The sequence below is a fragment of the Streptomyces sp. NPDC055025 genome (genome assembly GCF_053608565.1).
The window spans coordinates 86,919-112,971 of record NZ_JBSGVS010000001.1 but is presented as its reverse complement, the minus strand read 5'-3'; the positions used below and the strand labels follow the sequence as shown (position 1 = coordinate 112,971).

At 69.2% G+C, this 26,053-nt stretch carries 19 protein-coding genes and 6 pseudogenes; 11 read left to right on the top strand and 14 right to left on the bottom strand.

All coding sequences use genetic code 11. The features are described 5' to 3' along the window. Positions 1-2,111: 2,111 nt before the first annotated feature. Positions 2,112-2,268: pseudogene (locus ACWGDX_RS00520) on the bottom strand (IS5/IS1182 family transposase); the annotation flags it as partial. A gap of 108 nt (positions 2,269-2,376) precedes the next feature. On the opposite strand from ACWGDX_RS00520, the pseudogene ACWGDX_RS00515 reads away from it, so the two are divergent. From ACWGDX_RS00515 to ACWGDX_RS00505, 3 pseudogenes are all read left to right on the top strand, one after another. Continuing rightward, positions 2,377-2,851, top strand: a pseudogene (locus tag ACWGDX_RS00515) (ISAzo13-like element transposase-related protein); the annotation flags it as partial. Positions 2,852-2,891: 40 nt separating this feature from the next. After that, positions 2,892-3,179, top strand: a pseudogene (locus ACWGDX_RS00510) (transposase); the annotation flags it as partial. A 79-nt stretch (positions 3,180-3,258) separates the two neighbouring features. After that, positions 3,259-3,531, top strand: a pseudogene (locus tag ACWGDX_RS00505) (transposase); the annotation flags it as partial. A gap of 112 nt (positions 3,532-3,643) precedes the next feature. Here ACWGDX_RS00505 and ACWGDX_RS00500 read toward each other — a convergent pair. From ACWGDX_RS00500 to ACWGDX_RS00480, 5 genes and pseudogenes are all read right to left on the bottom strand, one after another. Further along, a pseudogene (locus ACWGDX_RS00500) lies at positions 3,644-3,793 on the bottom strand (3-oxoadipyl-CoA thiolase); the annotation flags it as partial. 273 nt (positions 3,794-4,066) lie between these two features. Then, positions 4,067-4,882, bottom strand: a complete 816-nt coding sequence (locus ACWGDX_RS00495) for an ABC transporter ATP-binding protein (RefSeq protein ID WP_453620741.1) — start codon at positions 4,880-4,882, stop codon at positions 4,067-4,069. 77 nt (positions 4,883-4,959) lie between these two features. Then, positions 4,960-5,793, bottom strand: coding sequence for an ABC transporter permease (locus ACWGDX_RS00490; protein WP_453620739.1), 834 nt, complete (start codon positions 5,791-5,793; stop codon positions 4,960-4,962). Further along, positions 5,757-6,593, bottom strand: a complete 837-nt coding sequence (locus ACWGDX_RS00485) for an ABC transporter permease (protein ID WP_453620737.1) — start codon at positions 6,591-6,593, stop codon at positions 5,757-5,759. The genes ACWGDX_RS00490 and ACWGDX_RS00485 overlap by 37 nt, the downstream gene beginning before the upstream one ends. A 5-nt stretch (positions 6,594-6,598) precedes the next feature. After that, the gene (locus tag ACWGDX_RS00480; protein WP_453620735.1) at positions 6,599-7,591 is read right to left on the bottom strand and encodes an ABC transporter substrate-binding protein; all 993 of its coding nucleotides are present in this window, start codon (positions 7,589-7,591) and stop codon (positions 6,599-6,601) included. A 103-nt stretch (positions 7,592-7,694) separates the two neighbouring features. On the opposite strand from ACWGDX_RS00480, the gene ACWGDX_RS00475 reads away from it, so the two are divergent. From ACWGDX_RS00475 to ACWGDX_RS00465, 3 genes are all read left to right on the top strand, one after another. Beyond that, entirely contained in the window at positions 7,695-8,798 is a 1,104-nt protein-coding gene (locus ACWGDX_RS00475) for an alpha-hydroxy acid oxidase (protein WP_453620733.1), read from the top strand. Next, the gene (locus tag ACWGDX_RS00470; protein ID WP_453620731.1) at positions 8,795-10,237 is read left to right on the top strand and encodes an FAD-dependent oxidoreductase; all 1,443 of its coding nucleotides are present in this window, start codon (positions 8,795-8,797) and stop codon (positions 10,235-10,237) included. The genes ACWGDX_RS00475 and ACWGDX_RS00470 overlap by 4 nt, the downstream gene beginning before the upstream one ends. 80 nt (positions 10,238-10,317) lie before the next feature. Then, a complete protein-coding gene (locus ACWGDX_RS00465) occupies positions 10,318-11,019 on the top strand; it encodes a GntR family transcriptional regulator (protein WP_453620729.1) in 702 nt (233 codons plus the stop codon). Positions 11,020-11,192: 173 nt separating this feature from the next. On the opposite strand, the gene ACWGDX_RS00460 is transcribed toward ACWGDX_RS00465, so the two are convergent. Then, on the bottom strand, positions 11,193-11,684 hold the full coding sequence (locus ACWGDX_RS00460) for an Lrp/AsnC family transcriptional regulator (RefSeq protein ID WP_453620727.1): 492 nt from the start codon (positions 11,682-11,684) through the stop codon (positions 11,193-11,195). A gap of 120 nt (positions 11,685-11,804) precedes the next feature. Between ACWGDX_RS00460 and pdhA the strand changes: the two genes are divergently transcribed. From pdhA to ACWGDX_RS00445, 3 genes are read left to right on the top strand one after another with little or no spacing between them, the layout of a single operon-like run. Continuing rightward, positions 11,805-12,911, top strand: coding sequence for a pyruvate dehydrogenase (acetyl-transferring) E1 component subunit alpha (gene pdhA, locus ACWGDX_RS00455; RefSeq protein ID WP_453620725.1), 1,107 nt, complete (start codon positions 11,805-11,807; stop codon positions 12,909-12,911). Between the two features lie 3 nt (positions 12,912-12,914). Beyond that, positions 12,915-13,931 carry an alpha-ketoacid dehydrogenase subunit beta gene (locus ACWGDX_RS00450; RefSeq protein ID WP_453620723.1) on the top strand — a complete coding sequence of 339 codons (1,017 nt, stop codon included), beginning with the start codon at positions 12,915-12,917 and terminating at the stop codon, positions 13,929-13,931. Continuing rightward, positions 13,928-15,322, top strand: coding sequence for a dihydrolipoamide acetyltransferase family protein (locus tag ACWGDX_RS00445; RefSeq protein WP_453620721.1), 1,395 nt, complete (start codon positions 13,928-13,930; stop codon positions 15,320-15,322). The genes ACWGDX_RS00450 and ACWGDX_RS00445 overlap by 4 nt, the downstream gene beginning before the upstream one ends. Positions 15,323-15,846: 524 nt before the next feature. Here ACWGDX_RS00445 and ACWGDX_RS00440 read toward each other — a convergent pair. Together ACWGDX_RS00440 and ACWGDX_RS00435 are read right to left on the bottom strand one after the other, a co-directional pair. Further along, positions 15,847-16,098 carry a hypothetical protein gene (locus ACWGDX_RS00440; RefSeq protein WP_453620719.1) on the bottom strand — a complete coding sequence of 84 codons (252 nt, stop codon included), beginning with the start codon at positions 16,096-16,098 and terminating at the stop codon, positions 15,847-15,849. An 8-nt stretch (positions 16,099-16,106) separates the two neighbouring features. Further along, positions 16,107-17,489 (bottom strand): ferredoxin reductase family protein, encoded by a 1,383-nt coding sequence (locus ACWGDX_RS00435; protein WP_453620717.1) that lies wholly within the window; start codon positions 17,487-17,489, stop codon positions 16,107-16,109. A gap of 142 nt (positions 17,490-17,631) precedes the next feature. On the opposite strand from ACWGDX_RS00435, the gene ACWGDX_RS00430 reads away from it, so the two are divergent. Further along, positions 17,632-18,423, top strand: a complete 792-nt coding sequence (locus ACWGDX_RS00430) for a response regulator transcription factor (protein ID WP_453620715.1) — start codon at positions 17,632-17,634, stop codon at positions 18,421-18,423. A gap of 71 nt (positions 18,424-18,494) precedes the next feature. Beyond that, positions 18,495-20,093, top strand: a complete 1,599-nt coding sequence (locus tag ACWGDX_RS00425; RefSeq protein WP_453620713.1) for a sensor histidine kinase — start codon at positions 18,495-18,497, stop codon at positions 20,091-20,093. A gap of 14 nt (positions 20,094-20,107) precedes the next feature. Here the strand turns inward: ACWGDX_RS00425 and ACWGDX_RS00420 are convergent. From ACWGDX_RS00420 to ACWGDX_RS00400, 5 genes and pseudogenes are all read right to left on the bottom strand, one after another. Then, positions 20,108-20,695, bottom strand: a pseudogene (locus tag ACWGDX_RS00420) (TIM barrel protein); the annotation flags it as partial. 134 nt (positions 20,696-20,829) lie between these two features. Then, entirely contained in the window at positions 20,830-22,452 is a 1,623-nt protein-coding gene (locus tag ACWGDX_RS00415; RefSeq protein ID WP_453620711.1) for an FAD-dependent monooxygenase, read from the bottom strand. Beyond that, a complete protein-coding gene (locus ACWGDX_RS00410) occupies positions 22,449-23,360 on the bottom strand; it encodes a fumarylacetoacetate hydrolase family protein (protein ID WP_453620709.1) in 912 nt (303 codons plus the stop codon). Before ACWGDX_RS00410 ends, ACWGDX_RS00415 begins: the two co-directional genes overlap by 4 nt. 16 nt (positions 23,361-23,376) lie before the next feature. Next, positions 23,377-25,101, bottom strand: coding sequence for a dihydroxy-acid dehydratase (locus tag ACWGDX_RS00405; RefSeq protein ID WP_453620707.1), 1,725 nt, complete (start codon positions 25,099-25,101; stop codon positions 23,377-23,379). Continuing rightward, positions 25,101-26,024, bottom strand: coding sequence for an NAD(P)-dependent oxidoreductase (locus tag ACWGDX_RS00400; protein WP_453620705.1), 924 nt, complete (start codon positions 26,022-26,024; stop codon positions 25,101-25,103). Before ACWGDX_RS00400 ends, ACWGDX_RS00405 begins: the two co-directional genes overlap by 1 nt. Positions 26,025-26,053: the final 29 nt, after the last annotated feature.

Below are 26,053 nucleotides of genomic sequence, written 5' to 3'. Positions count from 1 at the left end.
ATGAGTTGACATTTTGCGCATGTTCCAGTATTGGGAAATACGCGCGCAGAATCTGCCAGAAATAACCTTTTCGGCATTTAAGATCCTAAAATGTATGTTGCGAGGGGATGTCTGTGGCCGCGCGGACTACTCCAATCCTGTGACACACGTCGTGGGCTGTGTTATTTGCCGCGAGCCGCTTAATACCGGTCTGCTGAGACGGACTGTGCCAATCTCGCTGACGGCCACGCAACAACTACAGGAGCCGGCCTCGCAGATTCGAGAGTCCATCTTACTTTTTGATATGCATGATCAGGACTCAAAAGGCGGTCTCAGAAGAATGCCACCTAGGATTCCAGCGGCCGCGCTGCCGAAGCGTCGATAGCGGTGAGGACTGCTGCAGGTACGAAAGCAGAGGACCGATGGCCTCATGCCGTACGAGCGCCGTCATGATGTGAGGTCTGCCGACCGACTTCAGTCACGCCTGCGCATCCGCCGGCCCACAGGACATCCTTGACTGCGTATGAAAAAAGTCGGACGATTGGAGTTAGCCTGGACACAGAATGTGTTGACTGAGAGTCTCCAGTGACCATTCCAGGAGCGAAGGAGCGCCGCCGTTGCAACCCCTATAATATCCGCAGCGACTGTCAACTTCTGCGGAGACCGGGCCACCCGACCGGTGACCAACATGGAGAAGCTTACTGACTTTCATCAAGCGAACTCCTTTCCCCCGCCCCTTCAGTGATTAGGCTTTCAGGTTTCATTTAAACTTTCAAGCCCTTCTGCAAAAATTTTTCACATCCAGCACACGGGAGGGTCACAGGTGAGTGGCCGCGCGTGCACATGGGCTTGGCCACTTGTTGCCGTCATGTTTCATGATGGCTGGCGCCAGAGGCGATTGCCATCGAGGCAGCCAGTACGGGCGCAGTTGGCCATAGTGATGCGTCGCAGGACGGAACAGATGCATTCGACCGGAGCAAAGTCGTTTGCCGAAGCGCGACAGCTGAAAGACGATGAGCTAGGCCCTTTCCGGCCGATCTTCGCGGGCCCGGAACGCCTGGCACGGCACCTCGCCGCGTTGCGGGAGTCGCCCGAGTACGTCCGGTCCATCGACGACGCCGATCCTCCGCCTCGCGATGCTCCCCCGCAGCCTGAACGGCACGGGAGGTACCCCCTCCACCAGCCGCCCCGGGCCGATCCACGAAGATCCACCGGACAGGGACCAGCCGCGGTCGTGCGACGTGGCGGCGCATGTCGGCGTTGAGATGCCCCATGTGACGAGCGGGCCATGTGCGGCGGTCGCGCGTCTCTGTGACCAGCGGGTGTGCCTCGCGGTACCTGTTGGAGACGTTCCGTGTCGTGCCGCGACGGGTCTCGCGGGTTCACCACGTGGGCCCAGGCGGGGTTGCGGCATCGGCTCCACCGGACTGTCCTGGACGAACTCGGCGCGCGGGGCGAACTGGACAGGGCACCGGTGGTCTTAATACCGCCCGGGTCCGGGCCCAAGGGGGACAGGCTGACGGGACCGAACTTCGATCGCGGCAAGGTAGGGAGCAAGCCGCACATGTTGTCCGGGGTAAAGGGCGTCCCTTTGTCTGTCGCAATGTCCAGTGCGAGCACCCACGACAGGCCAGCCCTCAAACCGCTGATCTGCGGCATACCCGCTGTGCGCTCGCGACGCAGGTTGCGGCGTCGCCAGCCTTTCACACTCCCTGCGGACGGGTGTATGTGTCTGCTGAACACCTCGTCCAACTGCGCGAACGCGGTCTCGTCCCACGCGTCGCACGTCTTGGGTTCGAACCGGGCGAGCGGTTCGGCCGACGCTGCTGGAGGATCAAGCGGACGGTTGTCTGACTGTCCGGATACGGTCGGCTCACATCCCGGTAGCGTCGAAGGGGTTCCCACGATCTCGCCTTCCTCGGCCCTGCAGACGCCGTTATCTGCTTCAACTCACCAGGCGAGACCTCCTCTTGTGGCCTGTAGCGATGGCGACCTGTGGTGTTCACCAAGCCCAATGAGGGATCATGCTGAATGGCTGACGGCTTTACCGCAAGCCACTATAGGGAGGTTGAGGCCGTCATGGCTTGATGTGATCGCTCTCGGCAACGACCGCAAGTATTTATTGAGCCGTTTCAAACCTGCCGCTCCAGGGTATCGACGGCCGCGGCGATTGATAGCATTCGATTCGGATTGCACCCGGGCCTGCGGAAGATCCACCACGCCTTCAGTCGTGTGACGCCGCTCGACCGGCGCCCGTGCTGTGGCCAGGGCTCGGTTGACGGTTTGCTGAATTGGCCTGAGTTTGTCGTTTAACCTCGATTCTTCAGAGGGCGTTTGATCTAAGAGCTTACAGATCATCAAGGTGTTGCTTCCTGTCGCGTCGCTCGTTGATGTGGTATGCGCATTCCGGACGAGATCCGTACCCAACTCGTGATGAGGTTCGAGGTGTTGTTCCCGCATCTGGATGAGCGGCAGCGACGGCTGCTGATGGCCGCAGAGGCCCGTGTCCTGGGACACGGTGGAGTTCGGGCCGTCGCGCGGGCGGCCTCGGTGAGTGAGACCACGGTCCGCAAGGGCGTGTTCGAGCTGGAGACCGGCGAGGAGCCTCTGGGGCGGGTGCGGCGGCCGGACGGGGGCCGCAAGAGGGTCGCAAATCTTGATCCGGGACTGAGGCCGGCGCTGCTGGCGCTGGTCGAGCCGGACGAGCGCGGTGACCCGACGTCGCCGCTTCGGTGGACGGTGAAGTCGACCCGCACACTGGCGCGGGAGCTGGCCAGGACCGGTCACACAGTCGGTGCGGACACCGTCGCCGACCTGCTGCGTGAGGAAAGGCTTCAGCCTGCAGGCCAACGCCAAGACCATCGAGGGCAGCTAGGCCGTTTCGTTCGGATCATCTGATCGTTGGTCCGGGTGTGCCGTTAACTGATGCGCAGCGGGCGCGGATCGAGCCGTTGTTGCCGGACCGGACACCCAGGCGGGGTGGTCGGTGGCGGGATCACCGTGAGGTGATCGACGCGATCGCGTGGAAGTTCCGGACCGGATCGCAGTGGGTCCATCTGCCGGAGAAATACGGGAACCGGCGCGGGGTCTACAACCGGCTGCGGATGTGGGCCGTCGACGGGACCTGGGAGCGGGTCTTCACCGCGCCGATGGCGCGGGCCGACGCCGATGAGGACCTGAACTGGGCAGTCTCGGTGGACTCCACCATCGTGCGCGCGCACCAGCACGCCGCCGGGGCCCGCAAAAAGGGCCCCGGCCGGCGAGCCCCACGACCATGCCATCGGCCGCTCCCGCGGCGGACCGACCACGAAGATCCACCTGGCGTCCGACGACCGGTGCCGACCCCTGGCCTTCGTCCTCACCGCCGGGCAGGCCGGCGACGCACCCGCGTTCCCCGACGTCATGGCCCGCCTACGCGTCCCCCGCCCTCGCGGGCGGCCCCGCACCAGACCGGACGTGATCCTGGCCGACAAGGCGTACTCCTCCCGCGCCATCCGGGAACACCTGCGCAGACACGGCATCCGAGCGGTCATCCCCGTCCCGGCTGAAGCAGTGGCGCGGCCTGGCCACCCGCTACGACAAGACCGCGACCATCTACCTCGCCGGACTCCACCTCGCAGGCATCTTCATCTGGTCAGCCCGATGATCCAAACGAAACGCCCTAGTCGACCGCGTCCGCCGGGACCGCGTCGCGGCGCACGGCCTCGCCTACGACGAGGGCGGCGAGATCGTCGGGGCGTACGGAGGCGAGTGCGCCGCCGTAGCGGCCCTGGGCGGTACGGGCTCCGTCGATCAGGCAGACCTCGCCAGAAATGGGCTTGCTCCTTGGCGGTGACCGGGCGGCGCGCCTGAGGGAGGGCGAACCGGCCGGTGACGAAGGCGGGTGGGCACAGGATGTCGGCGGCCGGGCAGAGTGTCCCGGGAGGAGGCCGCGGCGGGCGTCGATGTCCGTCCAGCCGCCGGCGGGCGTCCGCGGCAGCTCGGCCGGTACCACCGTCGGGTGGTGAAAAACGCCGCCGCGCTCAGGACTTGGCTCGCGGCACGACCGGCCGGACGCTGGAAAACCCGGCGCCCTCGACGGGTGGTGTCAGGCCTGCTGAATGAGCTTCAGCACCTGGGAGCGCAGCTCCGCGAACTCCGGCAGCGACTTGGTGTGGAGCTGGTCGCGGTCCGGCGGCAGTGGGACGTCGACGACGGCGCGTACGGTGGTGGGCCGACCGGAGAGCACCAGGACGCGGTCGGCGAGATAGACGGCCTCGTCGATGTCGTGCGTGACCAGCACGACGGTGACACCGAAGTCCCGGCGCACCCGAAGGATCAGGTCTTCGAGGTCGGCCCGTGTCTGGGCGTCGACGGACGCGAACGGCTCGTCCATGAGCAGTGCCTCGGGCTGGTAGGCCAACGCCCGTGCGATGGCGACCCGTTGCTGCATACCGCCGGACAGCTGCCAGGGGTACTGGTTCTCGCAGCCTTCCAGGCCCACACCCGCCAGCGCCGCCAGGCCGGCCCGCTGCCGGTCGGCGCGGGCCATGCCGCGCGACCGCAAGGGCAGCGCGACGTTGCCCAGCACGCTCATCCACGGCATCAGCGAGCGGCTGTAGTCCTGAAAAACCACCGCCAGCTTCTCCGGGGGCCGTTCCACAAGGACCTCGTCCATGAGGACGGCACCCTCCGTCGGCGCCAAGAGGCCGCTGAGACAGCGCAGCAGGGTGGTCTTGCCCGCGCCGGACGGGCCGACGACGCAGATGAACTCACCGCTGCGGACCTCGGCGTCGATCCCGCCGAGGACGGGTTTGCCGGAGTACGACTTCGTCAGCCCCTGTACTCGCAGCACCACGGACCGTTCCACGGCACTCGCCTCGGGGGGCGCGTCGTGGGCGTTGTACCCCGTCGGACCTGCCATACCAGTCATCTCCAGTTCATCGGGTGTGTCCGGCCGTCCCCTGCGGGGCGGTCGCGGCCGTGCCGTGTACGCGGGGCTCATCGCCGCTCCAGCCTCTGCATGCCGCGGTGCCACCGCAGCAGGTGGTTCTCCAGGCTGCGGAAGGCGATGTTGACGAGGTAACCGACCATGCCGAGAAACAGCATTCCGGCCCACATGTCGGCGATCGCGAATTCGCGCGAGGCGTGGAGGATGCGATAGCCGATGCCGTTGGTCGAGCCGGCCATCTCGCTGAACACGATCACGGTGATGCCGATGGACAGGGCTGTGCGGACACCGGCGATGATCTGCGGGCTCGCTGCGGGGAGGACTACGCGCAGCAGCCGGTCCCGGCGCCGGAGCCGGTAGCTGGTCGCCACGTCCCGCACCACCGTGTCGACCGATCGCACTCCGTCCACGGTGTTCAGCAGGATGGGCCACACCGTGCCGTACGTGATGAGGCTGACCTGCATTTCAGCTCCGATGCCGAACAGCAGAAGGGCGGCGGGGACGAGTGCGACGCCGGGTGTGGCGCGGGCGAATTCCAGGACCGGCGAGAACGCGTCGGCGAGGAAGGGCACCAGTCCGAGCACGAAGCCGGCCGTGACGCCGATGACGAGGGCGATGCCGAGGCCTGTGGCGAGGTGGAGCAGGCTCGGGACCGCGTCCGAGAGGAAGTGCGAGAACAGCCAGACGCGCCGCAGGGCCGAGACGCTCTCGGAAAGGGGCGGGAAGTACGTCGAGGTGCTGCCGGAGCTGAGCGTCCACCAGAGCGCGACGGCGCTCACCGGCAGTATCAGTTCCAGGCCCACGTCGGAGAGCAGGCGCCGGCGCCGGCCCTTGGGCGTGGGGGTCTTCACCGCGGCGCGGTGGGACGGTAGGCCGAGTGCCATCGCAGTGCCCTCCTCTCCAGTCCGAGCAGACCCTGGTTCAGCAGGATGCCGAGCAGTCCGATGACGACGACGACGGCCCACATGCCGGGGATGTCGCCGCCCTGCTCGAAGATCGTCATCTGAGCGCCCAGGCCCGGTGCGCCGCCGATGAGTTGGGCGGCGCTGGTGAGCAGCAGGCTCATGGTCGCGGCGACCCGGATGCCGGTGGCGACGAAGGGGGCCGCGCTGGGCAGCACGATCCATGTGACGTAGTGGCGGCGCTTGACGCCGTAGGTCTTGGCCATGTCGCGAAGTGCCGGGTCGAGCTGGTGCATGCCGTACATGCTCTGAAGGAGCACCGGCCACAGGGATCCGAAGACGACCAGGACGAGCGTCATCTTCGCGGTGGCTCCGTACTGCAGGAGCGCCAGCGGGATCAGGGCGATCGGCGGGATGGAGCGCAGGAAGTCGATGCTGAAGCGGGACATGCGGTAGAGCAGCCCGCTCGCCCCGAGCAGCAGCCCGAGGGGGATCGCGATGACCAGGGACATCCCCAGGCCGATCGCCCAGGACGAGGCCGTGTCACCGACCGCCGACCACAGGAGGCCGCCGGTGAGCAGCGATCCGAGCGCGCCGGCGATGTCCCGGGGTGCGGCCACCGCGGAGTCCGGGAGGGCGCCGGAGGCGACGAGCACCTGCCAGACGCCGAGGGCCAGAACGGTGCAGAGCACACGTGCGCCGAGCAACGCCGCCCGGCGGCGGGGGGCGGCCCCGCTGTTTCGCGGGGCCGCCCGGCCGGTGTGCCGGGGGTTTCGGGTCATGACACTCATGACTGGGCGGTCAGGAGGTACGGGGCCAGGTCGATCTTGGTGTCGAGAGCGTCGTACGTGACCATCAGGGTCTGCAGAGTGTCCAACGGGGTCCGTTTCAGGGGCTCGTCCGGAAAAGTGGGCAGAGTGATCTTCGCGAGGACGTCGGCGCCGGTCGTCGTCGATTTCTGCGCCACCTTCCTCACCTTCTCCGGGTCATCGCTCAGCGCGGCATTCGCTTCATCCAGGGAAGCCGCGAATTCCTTGACCACTTCCGGGTGACTCTTCGCATAGCTCTCGGATGCCAAATACACGATGTTCGGCACCGTCGGGATCGCCGTGGACATCACCGGCATCAGATCCCTGAGCCCTGCCGCACGCGCCTGGGAGACGAAAGGCTCATTGAGAACCGCGCCGTCGACCTTGCCGCCTTCGACCGCGGCGACCATCTGCGTGAACGACATCTCGACGAAACGCACGTCCTCGGAGCCGCCGCCCTTGGCGTCGATCGCGGCCTGGGCCGCGATCTGGGCCAGCCCGCCGAGGGCGTTGACGGCCACGGTCCTGCCGGAGAGATCCGACGGCTTCCTGATCCCGTCGGAGCCCACGACGAGGACGGTTGTGTCCTTGGCCGGGTCGGAGGTGTTCACACTGCCCTGACCGACGATCCTGACGGGCATCTTCTGCTCGATCGCCTTGATGGCGCCCATCGGGTCGGCCGCTGTGAACTGGATCTGGCCGTTGAGGAGCAGAGGCAGCGCCTGGGCGCCCGAGTTCACCACCTGAGGTGTGGCCTTGAGCTTGTGCTCGGTGAAGGTTCCGTCCTCCATCGCGAGGTAGAGCGACGCGTTGGTCAGCGTGGGCGACGTGCCCACTTTCACCGACGTGACGCCGGTGCCGGTGGATGTCGAACTGGAATCGGCCGTGGATCCCGAGCCGCACCCCGCGAGAAGGGTGACGGCCCCGGCGAACGCGGCGGTGAGAACAGCTGAACGGCAGTGCTTGGTCATGAGGACCTCTTGCGAGTCAGCCCGGATCGAATGCTGAGATGGTCATCAGATTTCACTGCCATGTCAATGGTATTTCCTAGATATATCTGATTCCCTTCATGTCATGGCACTACACGACACCTCGACCGACCTTGGTGCGCCGCCCGGCATCGAGACGCTGTCCGACCTCGGGACACTCAGCTCCTGGGCCGAGCAGAGCTGGCCGGAGCCGGTCCGGACGATGATCCAGGAGGGGGCGGGCTCCAACGCCACGGTCCTCGCCAACGAGCGCGCCTGGGCCGCCTGGTCACTTCGTACGCGCGTGCTGGCCGATGTCTCGCACGTCGACACCTCGGTCACCGTGCTGGGCCGTACGCTCGCGGCCCCGTTCCTCGTCGCCCCGTCCGGTCTGCACACCCTCGTACATCCGCGCGGCGAGGTCGCCACGGCCGAGGGAGCAGCCGGCTTCGGCACCACGATGGTGCTCAGCTCGGGGACCGGCACCCCGATGGAAGAGGTACTCGGCGTGGGCGGCCCCACGTGGTTCCAGTTCTACTGGCGCCGTGACCGCGGCCTGCTGCGCGAGATCCTCGGCCGCGCCGTGGATCTGGGCGCGGAGGCCCTGTGCCTGACGGCGGATCTCCCGGTCCGGCCCCTGCTGGGCGAACGCATGCGGCACGCCGTCGCGCATCTGCCCGGCGACCCGCCCCTGTACGTCCTCGACCGCAGCGCCCACGTCAGGGGCGGCGAGTGGGATCACGACGCCCGGGTCACCTGGAAGGACCTGGACTGGCTCCGGGAGGTGGCCGATGTCCCGCTGGTGATCAAGGGGATCACGACGGCGGAGGACGCCGTACAGGCCGCGGACCGCGGGGTTGACGCGATCATCGTCTCCAATCACGGCGGCCGGGCCCTGGACCTCGGCCGCCCCACGGCACTGTGCCTGCCCGAGGTGATCGGCGCGCTGCGGGGCCGTTCCGACGCGCCCGAAGTCCTGGTGGACGGAGGCATCCGGCACGGACGCGACGCGTTGATCGCCCTGGCACTCGGTGCCCGAGCGGTACTCATCGGCCGGCCCTGCCTTTGGGGCCTGACGGCACACGGAGCGGACGGCGTCCGGGGCGTGCTCGACTTCCTGAAGCGTGAGCTGGAGTCGTGCATGGGCATGACGGGACGAACGTCGGTCGAGGACATCGATCCGAGCACGATCACGGAGGAGACCCGGTGAACACCCCCCGGAGCACCCCGCACACCTTCGACCTCGTCGTGATCGGCAGCGGTGTCGCCGGCCTGTCGGCCGCGGTGGAGGCCGCCGAGGCGGGACTCACCGTCCACGTTCTGGAGGCGGCCGACACCATCGGCGGAGCGTCTGTGATGAGCGGCGCCGCCTGCTTCATCGTCGACACCCCGCTCCAGCGGTCACAGGGCATCACCGACAGCGTCGGCCTGGCCCTGGACGACTGGGTCCGGATGGGCGGGCCGACGGCGGACCTGGAGTGGGCGGGCCGCTACGCCGCCGACAGCGCGCGTGAGGTGTACCGGTGGCTGGCCGATCTCGGCATCGAGTGGCGGGCCCTGGACCAGCCCGAAGGCAACAGTGTGCCGCGCTGGCACGTACCGGCCGGCTGGGGGCGCCGGATCATCGAGGTGCTCGCAGGCCGTGTCCAGAAGCTCGGCGTCGCCATCCGGACCGGCGCCACCGCGGAAGAGCTGTGCTTCTCCGCGGGCCGGGTCACCGGGGTGCGGATCCGCTCCGCCGAGGGTGTGGAGACACTGACCGCAGGCGCGGTCGCCGTGTGCACAGGGGGCTTCATCGGCCGCGTCGAAAAGGTACTGGAGCACGCACCCCGACTGCGCGACCTCCCGCGCGTTCTCGCCGGCGGGTCCCCCACCGCGGCAGGCCTGGGGCACGACCTGCTGGAGTCCTGCGGCGCGCACTTCACCCACCTGGACCACATCTGGGTCTACCCCTACGGCACCCCCGACCCGAGCGACCCCTCGGGCGCCCGCGGGCTCGGCATCCGAGGGGTGACCACGGAGATCTGGTTGAACACCGAGGGGCACAGGTTCCACGACGAATCCCTGCGCGGTGGCTATTCGGGCACCAAGGCTCTGCTCGCCCAGCCTGGACGCACCGCCTGGCTGGTCTTCTCCGCGGCCGAAGCCGACCGCGTCCTGCTGATCGACAACGAGTACTACGGCACACCGGCCGGGCCGAACCCCGAGGCGATGAAGAAGTACTGGGCGGATTCGGCGCACGTCCGCACCGGCGGGGGCCCTGGAGAGCTCGCCCGAGCCGCAGGCCTTCCCGAGGAGGCGGTGATCGGTGCTGTCGGGGCGTTCAACGCGGCCGTGCGTTCGGGTGCCGACAAGGATCCGCTGACCGGCCGCCACCTGGCGGGCCTGCACGAGCTGACGGGGGAACTGACAGCTGTCCAGCTCTTTCCGATGGCCCAGAAGAACCTCGGCGGAGTCCGCACCGGCCCCGGCTGCGAAGTCCTCACAGCCTCGGGTGAGCCGATCCAGGGGCTGTACGCCGCCGGTGAGGTGGCGGGCATGGCCGGCGGGCACATCAACGGGCGCGCCGCACTCGAAGGAACCATGTTCGGGCCCTGTCTGTACTCGGGAAGGCTCGCCGGACGCACCGCGGCCCGGCGCTCGCGGTAGGCCGCGGAGCTCATGGTTGCCGCGGATCGACGCGCGCCATATAACTTAGGCATCGCAGGAGACAGAGGTGGATGGAGTCCATGGCGGTACAGCACAGGACGCTGGTCATGGCAGGGACCGACGAGCCACCTGCCCGCAGACTCTCTCTGACGGAGCAGGTCTACGACCGGCTCAAAGAGGAGATCCTTCAGGTCCGGCACGGTCCCGGCGCACTCCTGCTGGAGCCCGAACTCGCCGCCCGTTACGGCATTTCCAAGACGCCGGTGCGTGAGGCCCTGCGGCTGCTGGTGCAGGACGGATGGGTCGTCGTGATGCCACGCAAGGGCTATCTGGTACGCCCCGTCCATCTGGACGACATCCGCGAGGTGTTCGAAGTGCGCCGGATGGTCGAGCCCGTCATCGCCGGGCAGGCCGCCCACTCGCGCAGCGCCGACGACGTGGCCCGGCTGACGCACCTGTGTTCCGAGCAGTCACGTGACGCGGCGTCGCTCGAGCCGGCGCTGGGCGCGGCACGGTCCTTCCACACGGAATTGGCCGCCATGGCCGGCAACAGCAGGGCACTGGCGATCCTGGTCGACCAACTCGACGAGGTACGGCGGCTGCACCATCTCATGCCCAAGGTCGAGGGCCACATCACCTCGACCGCCGAACTCGGGGCGCACCGGCAAATCCTGGCCGCGGTCGAGGCGAAGGACAGCCACGCGGCCGCACTGTTGATGAACGATCACCTCACCGAGGTGGCCGAGGCGATGGTGGACGCCTTCGCGGGGGTGCGCCGCTGACGATCTCGGCGCCACGGCCCTCTCGGTCAGGCGTCGTCGGGTGAGCGGCAGTGCCGTCCGGCCGGCCCGCTCAACATGCTCCGGCGCCTGTGAGGAGGGGAAAGTTCGCCCCATGGGCCGACCGCTGCCCTGCTTCCGTCGGAAATCCGCCGCCGGTCCCGCGTGGAGCGTCCCTATTCGGATCCGAGTCCCTGGACTTCCTCGAACACGAGCCAGGTACGGGTGGCCCGCACACCGGGAATGTCCTGGATCGACTCCAGAACGACATGCCGCAGCGCGTCGTTGTCGGGTGCCCTGACCAGAACGAGCACATCGTAGTCGCCCCCGACCAGAGCGAAGTTCTCGATGTACGGGATCTCTCCAAGGCGGACCGAGACAACTCGCCAGGCGGTCTGCTCGATGGTGACGGACACGTAGGACGTGGTTCCCAGCCCGAGCTTCCGCGGATTCAGCTGGGCGGTGAAGCCGCGGATGACGCCGTCGTCGGTGAGCCGGCCGATCCGCGCATAGGCGTTGGCCCTTGAGATGTGCACCTGCTCGGCAAGCGCCCGCACGGACATGCGCCCGTCCCGGCGCAGCGCGGCGATGATCGCGCGGTCGATGTCATCGAGACCGGCGGCAGAACGTCCCGCGTCGAAGCTCACCGGACTGTCCACGCTCGACATTTTGTCCTCCACTTCGGAGAGGGTCGGCAATCTCTCTCCGCTTCCCCTCAATGCTTGAACACTTATACCGAAGCGGGCCACGATTCGCGTGTCAAGTGTCCAAAGGAAAGCGGTGTAAGCATGTCCGTGAAGGCACTCCGCCAAGCGGTCGACAGCCTCCTCCCTTCTCTCTCGCCGGTCCGCTTCGTGACACCGGACGGGCGGCCCGTGAAGCCCCCGCCGGGATATGAAGCCCCCTCGGACGAATCGCTGCGCGAGGCCTACCGGCGCATGGTCCTCGGCCGCCGGTTCGACACCCAGGCGACCGCGCTGACCAAGCAGGGGCGGCTCGCGGTGTACCCGTCGAGCCGCGGCCAGGAAGCGTGCCAGATCGCGGGCGTCCTGGCGCTGAGGGATCAGGACTGGCTGTTCCCCACCTATCGCGACTCGGTCGCCCTGGTCTCCCGCGGGATCGACCCGCTCGAGGTGCTGACTCTCCTGCGCGGCGGCTGGCACTGCGGCTACGACCCGGCCGCCACGCGCGTGGCACCCCAGTGCACTCCCCTGGCCACGCAGACGATCCATGCCGTCGGTATGGCGGACGCGCTGCGCCGCAGGGGCGAGAACGGCGTCGCCATGGCGTTCATCGGTGACGGCGGAACCAGTGAGGGAGACTTCCACGAGGCTCTCAACTACGCGGCGGTCCTCAAAGCACCGGTCGTGTTCTTCATCCAGAACAACCGGTACGCGATCTCCGTACCGCTGTCCCGGCAGAGCGCCGCGCCGGCCCTGGCGTACAAGGGCGTGGGCTACGGGGTCCCGTCCGAGCAGGTCGACGGAAACGACCTGGTCGCGGTCCTGTCCGTCCTGCTGGCCGCCGTCGAGCACGCCCGTTCCGGCAAGGGGCCCTTCCTGGTCGAGGCCCACACCTACCGCATGGAGGCGCACACCAACGCCGACGACCCGACCCGTTATCGGGACCGGCGGGAAGTGGAGGAGTGGGAGAGCGCCGACCCGCTGTCCCGCCTGGAGACCTACCTGCGGGGCCGGAGCCTGCTGACCGGCGAGGACATCGAGGCGGTCAAGGAGGAGGCCGAGGCCTTCGCCGCACAGCTGAGGACCGGAATGAACGCCGACATCGAGGTCGACCCGATGGAGCTGTTCGATCACGTCTTCGCCGAACCCACCCCCCAACTGCTCGAACAGCGTGCCCAGCTGGCCGCCGAGTCGCTCTTCCAGGAGGACTGATCCATGGCCTCGATGACGATGGCGCAGGCGCTCAACAGCGCTCTGCGAGACGCGATGCGTGCGGACGGGCAGGTGCTCGTCTTCGGCGAGGACGTCGCCGCGCTGGGAGGCGTGTTCCGCATCACGGACGGGCTGACCGCCGAGTTCGGCGAGGACCGCTGCTTCGACACCCCTCTGGCCGAGGCCGGGATCATCGGCCTGGCCGTGGGCCTGGCCATGGCCGGCTTCCGCCCCGTGGTGGAGATGCAGTTCGACGCCTTTGCCTACCCGGCGTTCGAACAGATCGCCTCTCATGTGGCCAAGCTGCGCAACCGGACCCGCGGCCGGCTCTCCCTGCCCATGGTGATCCGCGTCCCCTACGCCGGCGGCATCGGCGGTGTCGAGCACCACTGTGACTCCAGCGAGGCCTACTACGCGCACACCCCCGGCCTCAAGGTCGTCACCCCGGCGACGGCCGAGGACGCGTACTGGCTGCTGCGCGACGCGATCGACGACCCCGACCCCGTGGTCTTCATGGAGCCCAAGCGGCTGTACTGGTCGAAGGAAGACGCCGGCACCGAGACCCGGCGGGCCGCACCGCTCGGTCGGGCGGCGGTGCGCCGTGAAGGGCGCGACGGCACGCTCGTGGCGTACGGCCCCTGCGTCCCGGTGGCCCTGGAGGCGGCCGAGACCGCCGCGGGGGAAGGCATCAGTCTGGAGGTCGTGGACCTGCGCAGTGTCGTGCCCTTCGACGACACCACCGTGACGGACTCGGTCCGCAAGACCGGCCGTTGCGTCGTTCTGCAGGAGGCCCAGGGCTTCGCCGGTGTCGCCGCCGAGATCACGGCGCGTGTCCAGGAACGGTGCTTCCACTCCCTGGCCGCCCCGGTACTGCGCGTCACCGGCTTCGACATCCCCTATCCCCCGCCGAAACTGGAACACGCCCATCTGCCCAGTGTCGACCGTGTGTTGGACGCCGTCGACAGGCTCCAGTTCGACGACCTGCCCGACACCCGTCACCTGGCGCGGGAGGGCGCATGACGACCACCACGGAACAGCTGTTCCATCTGCCCGACCTCGGCGAGGGTTTGACCGAGGCCGAGATCGTCGAGTGGAAGGTCGCCGTCGGCGACACCGTCGGGATCGACCAGATCGTCGTCGAGGTCGAGACGGCCAAGGCAGCGGTCGAGGTACCGGTCCCCTACGCGGGGATCGTCTCCCGCCTCCACGCCGAGGCAGGCACGTCCGTCGCTGTCGGCGCTCCCCTCATCTCCGTCGGTGGCGTCTCCGTCGGTGGCGCGCCCGCGGCCGGCGAACCGCGGGAGACCGCGGGGCGGGCCGCGGCCGAGCGGTACCGCGAGGAGGAGCGGGCCGGATCGGGCAACGTACTGATCGGCTACGGCACGGGGCATGCCCCGCCGTCGCGCCGCCGACGCCGCCGCGCCGCCGCACCTGGTACCGGCACACAGCAGCAGGCACCGGCGGCGCCGGTGGCGGCCGCCACTCGGCCCGTCGGCGCCGATCTCGCCCTGCGGGTGATCTCGCCGCTCGTGCGCAAGCTGGCCCGTGAGAGCAGCGTCGACATCGCGCTGATCACGCCGAGCGGACCGCGCGGTGTGATCAGTCGCTGTGACGTCGAGCAGGCCATCGCGGCAGCAGCGGTGGAAGTGAACGTGGAGACACCGCCGGCGCCGGCCACGGTTGTCGCCGGTGCCGCGCCGGTGAGCGGCGCCGGCCCCGACGCGCTGCGGATTCCGCTGCGCGGACTGCGTCGCGCCGTCTCCGACAAGCTCACCCGCAGCCGCCAGGAGATCCCGGACGCGACCACGTGGGTCGACGCCGACGCAACCGGCCTGCTGGAGATGAAGAACGCTCTCCGGGCCGCCGACCCCGAGCACGGCATCGGTCTGCTCGCGCTCCTCGCCCGGATCTGCGTGGCCGGTCTGCGGCGCTACCCGGAACTGAATTCGACCGTGGACACCACCGCCGGCGAGATCGTCCAGTTCCCCCATGTCCACCTCGGCTTCGCGGCCCAGACCGACCGCGGACTCATCGTTCCGGTCGTCCGGGACGCCCACCTCATGACCACGGTGGAGCTGGCGGCCGAGTTCAAACGTCTCACCGCTCTGGCGCGTACGGGTTCCCTGCCACTCGACCGCCTGACCGGTGGGACCTTCACCCTCAACAACTACGGTGTGTTCGGTGTCGACGGATCGTCCGCGATCATCAACCACCCCGAGGCGGCGATCATCGGTTTCGGGCGCGTGATCGACAAGCCGTGGGTCGTGGACGGAGCCCTCGCCGTCCGCAAGGTCGTGCAGATCTCCCTCAGCTTCGACCACCGCGTGTGCGACGGCGGTGCCGCGGGCGGCTTCCTCCGCTATGTCGCCGACCGTGTGGAGAACCCGACAGCGCTGGTGGCCGACCTGTGAGCCGCGTCCCGCGCAGGGGCTTCCTGCGGAGGGGCTTCCTGCCGAGTGTCGGTGTCGGGCCGGCGTCCGCCATCTGACTCGCCCTGCGGAGGCCGACTGTCCGTATCCGCGTCTCCACGTTGGCCGGACGGCCCCTGGCCGTCCTGCTGCTGTACAAGGCCCGGAGGCGGCCCGGAAGGTCGGTCCATGGTGACCAGACCGGTGGACGCGAGGCCCCAGGACAACCCCAGGACCAAGGCGGCAGACAGGGCGGCGACGCCGGCCCGCAGACCACTACGGCGTCGGCCGGCCGCCTGGGGCCGCAGCGGTATCGCCCACCCGTAGGCCGAGGGGGCGGTAGCCGACGAAGGCTCGGACGAGTGAGCTGGACGACGGCCGGCCGGGATCTGGCCGACAGGTTCTGTGCGAGGTACACGGGGGAACGGCACGGACATGAGCCTTCCTCTCGATGGCGAACGGTTGGCGAATAGCGAATGGTTGGCGATGGGACGGTTGCGCGGACGGGTGTCGCGCGCGGAGCGCGGCTACGGCTGACCCTGCATGCCGCCGCGGGAGCCTTCTGGCAGCTGGCCGGGCCGGCCGTCGGTGGGCTGTTCGTTCGTGCCCATCTCGCCGGGGCGACCGTCGGTGGGCCGCTCGTTCCCCATCTGGCCGGGGCCGGGGCCTCCTCGCTCCGGGCCGGTGCCGGCATGCGGCTTGGCCGCCAGAAGCCCGGCGGTGACCACCACGGTGGCCAGCGTGGTCGCGATGACGCGGCGTACAGGTCGGTCGTTCATCAGGGGCCTCACAGCGTGAAGGACTCGTGGTGGATGTTCCGCGCCGGCACCCCGGCCTTCCGCAGGCCGTCCCAGGCCGCCGACATCATGCCGGGCGGTCCGCAGAGGTAGACATCGTGCTCAGGCAGATCGGCGACCTCGGCCCGCAGAGCCGCTGCCGTGAGCGGGGAGGGCCTGCCACTGGCGGGCGTGTCCGCGACGCAGCGCAGTTGGTGCCCCCGGCGGAGGGTGATGGCCTCCAGCTCGTGGCGCAGTACGAGATCGGCCTCACTGCGCGCGAGGTAGATCATGGTGAGATCGCCGGGAGCCGCGGGAAGGGTCTCGAACAGCGTGCGCAGTGGGGTGATCCCGACTCCGCCGGCGATGAGCAGCACCTTGGCGCGCTGCCGTCGCGCCGCGGTGAGCGCGCCGTACGGGCCTTCCGCCCAGACTCGGGTGCCGGGCTTCAGGCCGGCCAGTCGTGCGCTGTGGTTTCCCGACCGCTTGACGGTGATGCGCAGGGAGTCGGGGGTCGGCGCGCCGGAGAGCGAGTAGGGGTTGGAGCTCAGGCGCAGCCCCTTGGTCAGGAAGCGCCAGCGAAAGAACTGGCCTGGCTGGGGGGCGAGTTCGTCGAGCCGGGAGCCCTGGAGAACGACGGAGCAGGTGCCGGGGCCCTCCGCGGTCACCGACTCCACACGCAGCCGGTGCCGCAGATTGCGGCGGATCGGTGTCAGCACTCGGTGGTGGAGCACCGCGCCGGCCGCGGCCAGGTAGAGGGTGAACCAGCATCCGCGGGCGAAGGTTCCGCCGAAGGACGCGCCGAGGGCCAGCTGGTGGCCGAACGTCAGGAAGAGTGCCAGATAGGTCGTCAGGTGCAGGAAGTACCACAGCTCGTAAGGGACTCGTCGGCGTACGAGGCCCGCGGACACCAGCCCGACGACGAGGAGCAGGGCTCCGCCGATGGCGGCGGGAAGCAGATAGGGAAACTGCATGGTCATCTGCCATGCGAGGCTCAGTACGGGGGTGCCTCGTTCCAGGGCGCTGCCCCAGAACTCGAAGACGATGTGGAACACGAGCAGAGTGATCGTGTACCGGCCGGCGCGGGCGTGCCAGCGCGCTACGCGGTCGCTGCCGACCATGTGCTCCAGATACGGGATGCGCGCCATGAGCAGAACCAGCAGCGCGCAGGTGTAGCCGGCGACCATGCCGAAGATGTCGCCGGCGCCGATCATCCAGCCGGCCAGGCCGACCACCGCGTGCGATGTGAACCACCACAGGACCAGAACAGCGACGAGGCCGGTCCACATCGCTGCTTGTACAAGGCTCGCCGGGTCGGACGAGCGGGTGTCTTTCCTGGACGCATGGCGATCCGGTTGCGTGCGCACACCGGCTCCGCCGTGAGCTGCGGACATGGCTGACGCCTCCATTTCGTGGCTCGGGGAGGTGCCCACTGTGCCGAGGTGATTTCTGTGTTTCCTCTCAGCCGTCGAGTGGGGCGATGCCATGAGGCGTGGTCTCATCCCTGTCTCAGAATCGGCTGGTAGAGGGATATGCATGGACGTTTCTTCCAACACTTCCCTCAGCCCCGACCGTGGTACTTCCCGCGTCTCCGGGGGGACGCTCACCACGCCGGACGGCACCGCGGTGCGCGTCCTGGTGGTGGACGACTCGCCGGATCTGACCGAGGTGCTCCGCGCGGCGCTGGCCGCGCGGGGGTTCGAGGTCGAGTGTGCCGCGAGCGGGCTCGGGGCCGAGACCGCGGCCCGGGAGTTCCGCCCCGACGCGGTGGTGCTGGACATCATGCTGCCCGACTTCGACGGGCTGACGGTCCTGGCGCGTGTGCGTCGCTTCCTGCCCGATGTGTGCGTGCTGTTCCTCACAGCGAGGGACGCGGTGGAGGACCGGATCTCCGGGATCGCCGCGGGAGGCGACGACTATGTGACGAAGCCGTTCAGCCTCGCCGAGGTGGTGACGCGGCTGCACGGCTTGCTGCGGCGAGCCGGCATGGCTCGGCTGCGCGATGACTCCGCCGCTCTGACCGTTGGGGACCTGGTGCTCGACGAGGGGGCCCGCGAGGTCCATCGCGGCGGCGTCCCGGTCCATCTGACGCCTACGGAGTTCGAGCTGCTGCGCTTCCTGATGCGGCATCCGCGTCAGGTGTTCAGCCGTAGTCAGTTGCTGAAGAACGTGTGGGACTACGACTACGGGGGCAGTGCCCATGTCGTCGAGCTGTATGTCAGTTATCTGCGCAGAAAGATCGACGCGGACCGTCCGCCGATGATCCGTACCGTGCGAGGTGCCGGCTATGCGCTGGATCCCGCGTCGCAGCGGCGGAGGACGTCATGAACGGCGTCTCAGGACGGGGAGCGCGCGGCGGGCGCGGCCCGTGGCGGGCCGGGCCGTCTCGGAGGGTGTGCGTGCGGGGGGTCCGGCCGCTCAGCCTGCGTGCCAGGCTCACCTGCGGCCTGCTGGTGTTGCTGACCGTGTGCTGTGCTGTGGTCGGTGTGGTGGCGTGTGTGGCGTTGCGTGACGTGCTGACGGACCGGTTGGACGAGCAGCTGATCCAGGCCACCGACCGGCTGCCGGCCAGCCTGGGGTCCTCCTCGCAGGCGCGTGCCGCCGGCGCGGGGCAGGGGGACACGCGTGGGCAGATGCAGGGGACGCTCGGCGTTCTCCTGCGTGACGGGACGCTGCTGGACTCCGCGATCGTCGATGCGGGAGAGGGGACAGCCGCGGGACTGAGCTCCGCCGACGTCGTCTCCCTCGCCGCGGTGCGGTGTGACGGGCAGGCCCACAGTGTGCGGCTGAGCGAGGTCGGAAGCTATCGCGTGGTCTCCGTCGAGGGCGACGACGGCAAGACACTCATCACCGGGCTGCCGCTGAAACCTGTGGCCGATGCCACGCGGGAGCTTCAGCTGGTGTGTTCGACGGTCTTCGGGGTCGCTCTGGCGATCACCGGGCTCGCCGGGGTGCTGTGGATCCGCAGGCTGTTGAGGCCGTTGCACGATGTGGCTGCCGTGGCCACCGAGATCACCCGGCTGCCGTTGGCCTCGGGAGAGGTCCGGCTGCCGCCGTTGGCCTCTCACACGGATCCACGCACGGAGGTCGGTGCCGTCGGCGCGGCCCTCAACCGGATGATGGGGCATGTCGAGCAGGCCCTGACGCAACGCCAGCACAGTCAGGAACGGCTTCGCCGGTTCGCCGCCGACGCCGGCCATGAGCTGCGCACTCCGCTCGCCGCCGTGCGCGGGTATGCCGAGCTGTCGCTGGCCGGGACGGCGCCGGTCCCGGCGAAGGTGCTCCGGGCGTTGCGGCGCATCCAGAGGACATCAGCCCACATGGGGGAACTGGTGGACGAACTGCTGTTGCTTGCCCGCATCGACGCGGGACGGCCGCTGGCGCGGGAGAGTGTGGATCTCACGTTGCTGGCGCTGGAGGGGATCGAGGACGCCCGTGCGGCGGGTCCGGACCACGGCTGGTGCCTGGACCTGCCTGAGTCGCCTGTTGTGATCGAGGGCGATCCGCAGCGGTTGCGGCAGGTGCTGGCCAATTTGCTGGCCAATGGCCATCTGCACACTCCCGCGGGGACCCGGGTCACCCTGAGTCTGCGATCCGAGGAGGAGGACGCGAGAGCGCCCGGTGCCGATCATCCGCGGGGCACGGTGCGGCTCACGGTGGCGGACGACGGTCCGGGCGTCCCTGCGGCTCTCCAGGCCGGCATCTTCGACCGGTTCGTACGAGGGGATGACCGGGGCGCGGGAGCGGCGGCCGGGTCCGGGTTGGGCCTGTCCATCGTCGCCGCCGTCGTAGAGGCTCACGGTGGTTCTGTGCGTCTGTCGAGCGGGCCGGAGGCCACCGCCTTCACGGTGCTGCTCCCGGTCGGCGAACCCCATCGTACGGTCGCCGCGGTCAGTCGGTCCGCCAAGGGATGCCCCGCGGCGAAGGAGCGCGCATCCGAGGGCGTACTGGGCCGGCCAGGATGGGAGTCGAACTCCAGGCCCACCAGTCCTTCGTAACCGACGTCCCTCAGGGCGGCCACGATGCGGTCGAAGTCGAGGCTTCCCGTACCCGGGCAAGTGCGCCCCGGAGCGTCCGCGAACTGCACATGCAGAAGGGCGTCCGCGTGCCGCGCCACGGTCTCGGCGGGGTCCTGCCCCGTACGAGCCACGTGGTACACGTCGAGGAGGAGCCCTGTGCCGGGGGCGCCCGCTCTCCGGGTCCGCCGTACGATATCGGCCGCCGCGTCAACACTCGTCAGCAGATACCGGGGGTTGTCCAGCGGGTTGAGGGCCTCCACCAGAACGGAGATGCCGTGGGCGCCGGCATGCCGGGCCGCGAAGAGAAGGTTGTCGAAAGCGGTACGGTGCTGGTCCTCCTCCTTGAGGTGCGGCAGGCGGTTGCCGTACGGCAGGTTGAGCAGATGGCAGCCGACGTCCGAGGCGAATTCGACCGCGGCGACGATGCTCGCCCGGCACGCCTCCTGCCGGGCGGGATCGCTGAGGATGCCGCGCTCACCCGCGGCGAAGTCTCCGGCGTCTATGTTCATGCACACCAGCCGCGTACCCGCCTCGGACAACGCCTCGCGCAGTTCCTCGGCCTGGCCGCGGATAGGACGCACCGAGGTGAACGGCCACCATGTCTCGACCAGCGAGAACCCCGCCGCCGCGGCGGCCTGTATCCGCGGCAGGAGCGGCTGCCCCCGCAACGGGGGCAGCGACAGGTTCAGGGCGTAGCGCTCGCCGACGGCGGTGGTCACCGTCCCGCTCCGCCCAACGTGCGGCGCAGGGCCTCGGAGAAGAGCGCCGCGTGATGGCCGGACTCGGCTTCGCCGTGCATCCAGGCCACATGCCCGTCGGGGCGGACCAGGACCGCTCCGCCGGGGGGCATGCGGTACAGGCGGTCGAACTCCTGTGGATCCACGTCGCATTCGGCGCTCGGCACCTCCAGGGTCCGCAGCGGCAGACGCAGATGCTCACCTGTCCGGACGGCGGCCTCGTGCCAGTCCTGTCCCTCCGGGCCGTACAGCAGGGTGAGGTGGCCGTCGAGAAGATCGAGGAGGGAACGCCGCTCGCTCGCGGGGCGCAGCCACAGGTGTGGTGCCCGTCTTCCTGTGGCGGCAAAGAAGGCGGAGGTGTCGTCGGTGTCCTCCGCGCCGGTGTCCTCCGTGTCCTGGCCGAGTGCGCCGTCGGCGTAGCGGAAGGCCAGGTCCCGTTCCAGGGCGGCGAGGTGTGCGCGCTGGCGGTCGATGGGGTTGCCGGCGGGTTCCTTGCTGATGATGCGCTGCCAGACCGTTTCGAACCGTTCGGCGTTCTGCTTGCTCCACTGGGCGTTGGAGCGGGCGACGGGGCGGCGTTCGGTCTCGTAGGTGTCCAGCAGTTCCCGCGGTGCGAGGCCGCGCAGGACCAGGTCGATCTTCCAGATCAGGTTGTGTACGTCCTGCACGCCTGTGTTGAGGCCGAAGCCGCCGGTGGGCGGGAAGACATGGGCCGCGTCGCCGGCCAGGAAGACGGAGCCGGCCCGGTAGCGAGAGGCGACGCCGGCCTCCACCTTGTAGGTGGCGGCGCTGAGGATGTCGGCGGTGCAAGGTTGTCCGACGGCGGCCTCGATGAGGCCGTGGGCCTGGTCGTCGGTGAGCGGGCCGGGGTGCCCGCTCCGGCTGTCGCGCATGCGGAAGGTGAGCCAGCGTGTGTGTCCGTCGACGGGGGCGACGGTCACGAACCCGCCGTCCTCGGCGGCCGTGAGGAACTGGATGGCGGTGCGGTCGCCGATGACGTCGGAGATGTCGCCGTGCCAGTAGACGCTCTGCCAGTATCCGACGGTCTCTCCTTCCATTTCGATGCCCAGAGCCTCGCGGGTGGAGCCGGCGGCTCCGTCGCAGGCGATCACATACCGTGCGGTGACCTCCTTCGTGTCTCCGCCGTCGGTGGGCCGGAGCAGGACCCGGGTGTGCTCGTCTTCCTGGGTCAACCGGACGACGGTGACGCCGAACTGGGCGTCGACGCCGGCTGTGGCTGCCACTCGTTCGCGCATGACGCGTTCGAGGGAGTCCTGCGGGATGCGGCAGGTACCGACGGGTCCGAGGGTGGTGTCCTCCTGGCCGGGCGGGGTGCTGCCGTACTCCTCGCCCGCGAGGGAGTCGCAGTAGACGAAGCCGTGCCGGGGGTTGTAGGCGGCCTGGGACCTGATCTCCTTCTCCAGTCCCCAGAAGCGGAACAGCTCCATGCCCCGGTCGCGGACGCCGCGGGCCTTGGGGTGGGCGTAGGGCTGGGGGAACTTCTCCACCAGGACGCAGGGGATCCCGTACTGGGAGGCGAGCAGCGCGGCACCGAGGCCGACCGGTCCTCCTCCGATGATCAGGAGGTGGGTGTCGCTCACGGCGTCTTCCCGTCGGCGACCGGGGTCTCCATCACGCCGAGACCGGTGATCTCCATACGGACCACATCGCCGGCGAAGAGGAAGGAGGGCGGGTCCTGGAAGGCGCCGCAGCCGGTGGTCGTACCGGTGTAGATGATGTCGCCGGGCGAGAGTTCCAGCACGTTGCTGAAGTCGGAGATGAGGCCCGGGATGTCGACGATCATCTCGGAGCTCCAGCCGTCCTGGCGCAGTTCGCCGTTGACCCAGCAGCGCAGGTGCAGGTTGTGCGGGTCGGGGATCTCGTCCTTGGTGGCCAGCCATGGCCCGAACGGGGCGCCGGTCGGGATGCCCTTGGCCCGGGTGATCTGGGAGTACAGCGGGCTCAGTTCGATGTCCTTGAAGGCCATGTCCCGTGCGGTGACGTCGTTGCCGATCATGTATCCGGCCACGTGATCGTAGGCGTCCTCCCGGGCGATGCGGTGGCCGCCTCGGCCGATGACGACCGCGATCTCCGTTTCGTAGTCGAGCTGTTCGGTCTCGGCCGGGCGCACGAGGGTGTCGTGGGGACCGATCACGGTGTTGGACGGCTTGAAGATCAGCAGGGGCTCGGAGGGGGACGGGGCGTCCTTCTTCCCCGATGCCTCGTCCACGTGGGACTGGTAGTTGCCGCCCGCGACGATGATCTTCTCGGGCCGCGGTACCGGCGGTCCCAGGCGGGTGGAGGCGACGTCGACGGTGTCGATCGGGTTCTTCATCGCCGCTTCGATGATCGGCTGGAGGTAGGGGAGAAAGGCCAGGATGGCGTTGGTGTCGAGAGTGGGCAGGCCGGCCCTGGCCAGGGCCGACGCCAGCGGCATGACGCGCTGCTCGTCGTCGAGCAGGACGCCGGGCTGTTCGCCGCGGGCGGGTCCGAAGCTGACAATCTTCACGGCTCTTCTCCTCAGGTCAGAAACGGTCGGCGGGCAAGGAATCCACGGACGGCTCGGCCGTGGCGGTGAGGAAGTCGAAGTCGCAGCCCTCGGGGGCCTGGGTGATGTGACGCCGGTACAGGGCGGCGTAGCCGCGTCGAGGGGCGGGCGCGGCGGCCGCGGGGGTGCGGCGGCTCAGTTCGGCGGGGTCCACATCGAGGTCGAGGCGGCCGTCGCCGGCGTCGAGGACGATGGGATCACCGTCGCGGACGAGGGCGAGAGGTCCGCCTTCGGCTGCTTCGGGCGCGACGTGCAGGACGACGGTGCCGGTGGCGGTGCCGCTCATGCGGGCGTCGGAGACGCGCACCATGTCGGTGACGCCCTGGTGCAGAAGTTTTCTGGGGATGGGGAGCTGTCCGACCTCGGGCATGCCGGGGCCGCCGACGGGGCCGGCTCCGCGCAGGACGAGGACGGTGTCCTCGGTGATGCCGAGAGCGGGGTCGTCGATGCGGGCATTGAGGTCGGCCACTCCGTCGAAGACGACGGCCGGTCCGCGGTGCCGCCACAGGCGGGGGTCGGCGGCGGAGCGTTTGAGGACGGCGCCGGCGGGGGCGAGGGTGCCGTGCAGCAGGGCGAGTCCGCCGGAGGCGAAGACCGGGTCCTTCGCGGAGCGCAGGGCGGGGTGTTCCTGTCGCGTCACCCGGTCGAGGACCCGGGCCCAGGTCTCCCCGGTGCCGGCGAGCGCGTCGGTGTGCAGCAGGGGCTGGAGTTCCTTGAGTACGGCGGGCAGGCCGCCGGCCTCTTCCAGGTCCTCCAGCAGATGGGGTCCGGAGGGGCGTACCTGTGCCAGGACGGGTGTGGCGCGGCTCCATTCGTCCATGGAGCGCGTGCCGATGCGGTGGCCGATCCTGCCGGCGATGGCTTCCAGGTGGATGACTGCGTTGGTGGAGCCGCTGATGGCGCACAGCACGCGGAAGGCGTTCTCCAGTGCCGCGGGAGTGACGAAGTCGGTGGGGGTTCGCCCGCCGCGTGCCAGTTCGACGACCCGGCGTCCGGTTTCCTCGGCGAGGGCGGCGCGGGCGCCGCTGGTCGCGGGCAGCAGGCTGGAGCCGGGCAGGGACATGCCGAGAGTTTCGGCGATCATGGCCATGGTGACGGCGGTGCCGAGGACGTTGCAGGTGCCCACGCCGGGCACGATGCCGCCCTCGACGGCCTCCCATTCGGCGTCGTCCAGGTCGCCGGCGCGGCGGCGGTCGGAGAGGGTCCACAGGTCGTCAATGGTCAGGGGTTCGCCGTGCAGGCGACCCGTGGCGCGGGGGCCTGCGGTGAGGAGCACGGCGGGTTTGCCCGCGCTGATGGCTCCCATGAGCTGGGCGGGCACGGTCTTGTCGCAGCCGCCGAGCAGTACGACCGCGTCGATCGGCGAGGAGGTGATCATCTCCTCCACGTCGATGGCCATGAGGTTGCGCAGGTAGAGGGTGCTGGGGCGGATGAACGGCTCGGCCAGCGAGATGGTGGGGAACTCCAGGGGGAATCCGCCGGCGGCGATGACGCCCTGCTTGACCGACTGGGCCAGGTCGCGCAGGCCCGCGTTGCAGGGGTTGAGCTCGCTGAAGGAGTTGCAGATGCCGATGACGGGCCTGCGCCGGATCGCGGTGGCACTGTGTCCGGCTCCTCGCATGAAGGCGCGGTGGATGAATCCGTCACGGTCCGGCGAGGAGAAGACGTCGCCGTTTCCCTTTTTCGTGTCGTTCTGCGACATCAGTGTCCCTCCGCCGTCCGGGCCGGTGCCGGTGCTGGTACGGCGTATTCGCGGTCATATATCCGTGCGAGCTGGGCGATGTCCCGGGTGCCCGAGCCGTCGGCCGTCAGGCGGGTGAAGGCGTCACGGGCGGCCGGGAAGACGCGCAGGGTGAGTTCCTGGTCCGAGGAGAGCTCAGCGACCGCGTCCTGGACGGCGGACAGGCCGCCGATGGTGGCGCCGGTGGGGGTGGCACCGGGGGTCAGGGCCGCGGGAAGGCAGTAGTCCAGCATGGCACTGGCCGCCCACCCCGACATCAGGACGTTCTTGGCGATGTCCGCCGGGAGTTCGAGCCGGTTGATCAGGGCCGCTGCCTCGGCGGCCGCCGCGACGTGGACGCTGACCAGCAGTTGGTTGACGAGCTTCAACTCAAGTCCCGCTCCGGCCGGTCCGACGTGCACGATGTCCCGGCAGTAGGCCGCCAGCAGCCCCCGCGCGGCCTCGACATGCTCGCGCCGTCCGCCGGTCATGCAGGTCAGCTCTCCCGCACGCGCGCGCCGCGGACCTCCGGTCACGGGCGCGTCGACAAAACCGGCGCCCTTCCCGGCCGCGACCGCGGCGAGATCGCGGGCCACCCTGGGGGCGAATGTTCCGTGCTCGACGAGCAGATGTCCCGCTCTGAGTCCGTCGGTGATTCCATCCGGTCCGAGGTAGACGTCCCGGACCGCTTTCTCGTCCAGCAGACAGCCGATGATCAGGTCGCTTCGGATCGCGACGTGAGCAGGGGTTTCCGCGCGTTCGGCTCCTGCTTCGACCAGAGCCGCCACCTTCGCGGGAGTGCGGGCGTGGACGACGACGTGGTGGCCCGCGGCCTGGAGGCGCTGGGCCATCGGAAGCCCCATGACGCCGGCTCCGACGAAGCCGACTACGGGCAACGCGCTCACTTCTGCTCCTTACCTGCACGGGCCAGAGA

Excerpts from the sequence above, each read along its gene's own strand:
- ACWGDX_RS00475 (WP_453620733.1), top strand. The coding sequence starts at position 7,695 with ATGGCACTACACGACACCTCGACCGACCTTGGTGCGCCGCCCGGCATC.
- ACWGDX_RS00445 (WP_453620721.1), top strand. The coding sequence starts at position 13,928 with ATGACGACCACCACGGAACAGCTGTTCCATCTGCCCGACCTCGGCGAG.
- ACWGDX_RS00485 (WP_453620737.1), bottom strand. The coding sequence starts at position 6,593 with ATGACCCGAAACCCCCGGCACACCGGCCGGGCGGCCCCGCGAAACAGC.
- ACWGDX_RS00435 (WP_453620717.1), bottom strand. The coding sequence starts at position 17,489 with ATGTCCGCAGCTCACGGCGGAGCCGGTGTGCGCACGCAACCGGATCGC.
- ACWGDX_RS00465 (WP_453620729.1), top strand. The coding sequence starts at position 10,318 with ATGGCGGTACAGCACAGGACGCTGGTCATGGCAGGGACCGACGAGCCA.
- ACWGDX_RS00495 (WP_453620741.1), bottom strand. The coding sequence starts at position 4,882 with ATGGCAGGTCCGACGGGGTACAACGCCCACGACGCGCCCCCCGAGGCG.
- ACWGDX_RS00490 (WP_453620739.1), bottom strand. The coding sequence starts at position 5,793 with ATGGCACTCGGCCTACCGTCCCACCGCGCCGCGGTGAAGACCCCCACG.
- pdhA (WP_453620725.1), top strand. The coding sequence starts at position 11,805 with ATGTCCGTGAAGGCACTCCGCCAAGCGGTCGACAGCCTCCTCCCTTCT.
- ACWGDX_RS00450 (WP_453620723.1), top strand. The coding sequence starts at position 12,915 with ATGGCCTCGATGACGATGGCGCAGGCGCTCAACAGCGCTCTGCGAGAC.
- ACWGDX_RS00480 (WP_453620735.1), bottom strand. The coding sequence starts at position 7,591 with ATGACCAAGCACTGCCGTTCAGCTGTTCTCACCGCCGCGTTCGCCGGG.
- ACWGDX_RS00430 (WP_453620715.1), top strand. The coding sequence starts at position 17,632 with ATGGACGTTTCTTCCAACACTTCCCTCAGCCCCGACCGTGGTACTTCC.
- ACWGDX_RS00440 (WP_453620719.1), bottom strand. The coding sequence starts at position 16,098 with ATGAACGACCGACCTGTACGCCGCGTCATCGCGACCACGCTGGCCACC.
- ACWGDX_RS00460 (WP_453620727.1), bottom strand. The coding sequence starts at position 11,684 with ATGTCGAGCGTGGACAGTCCGGTGAGCTTCGACGCGGGACGTTCTGCC.
- ACWGDX_RS00405 (WP_453620707.1), bottom strand. The coding sequence starts at position 25,101 with ATGTCGCAGAACGACACGAAAAAGGGAAACGGCGACGTCTTCTCCTCG.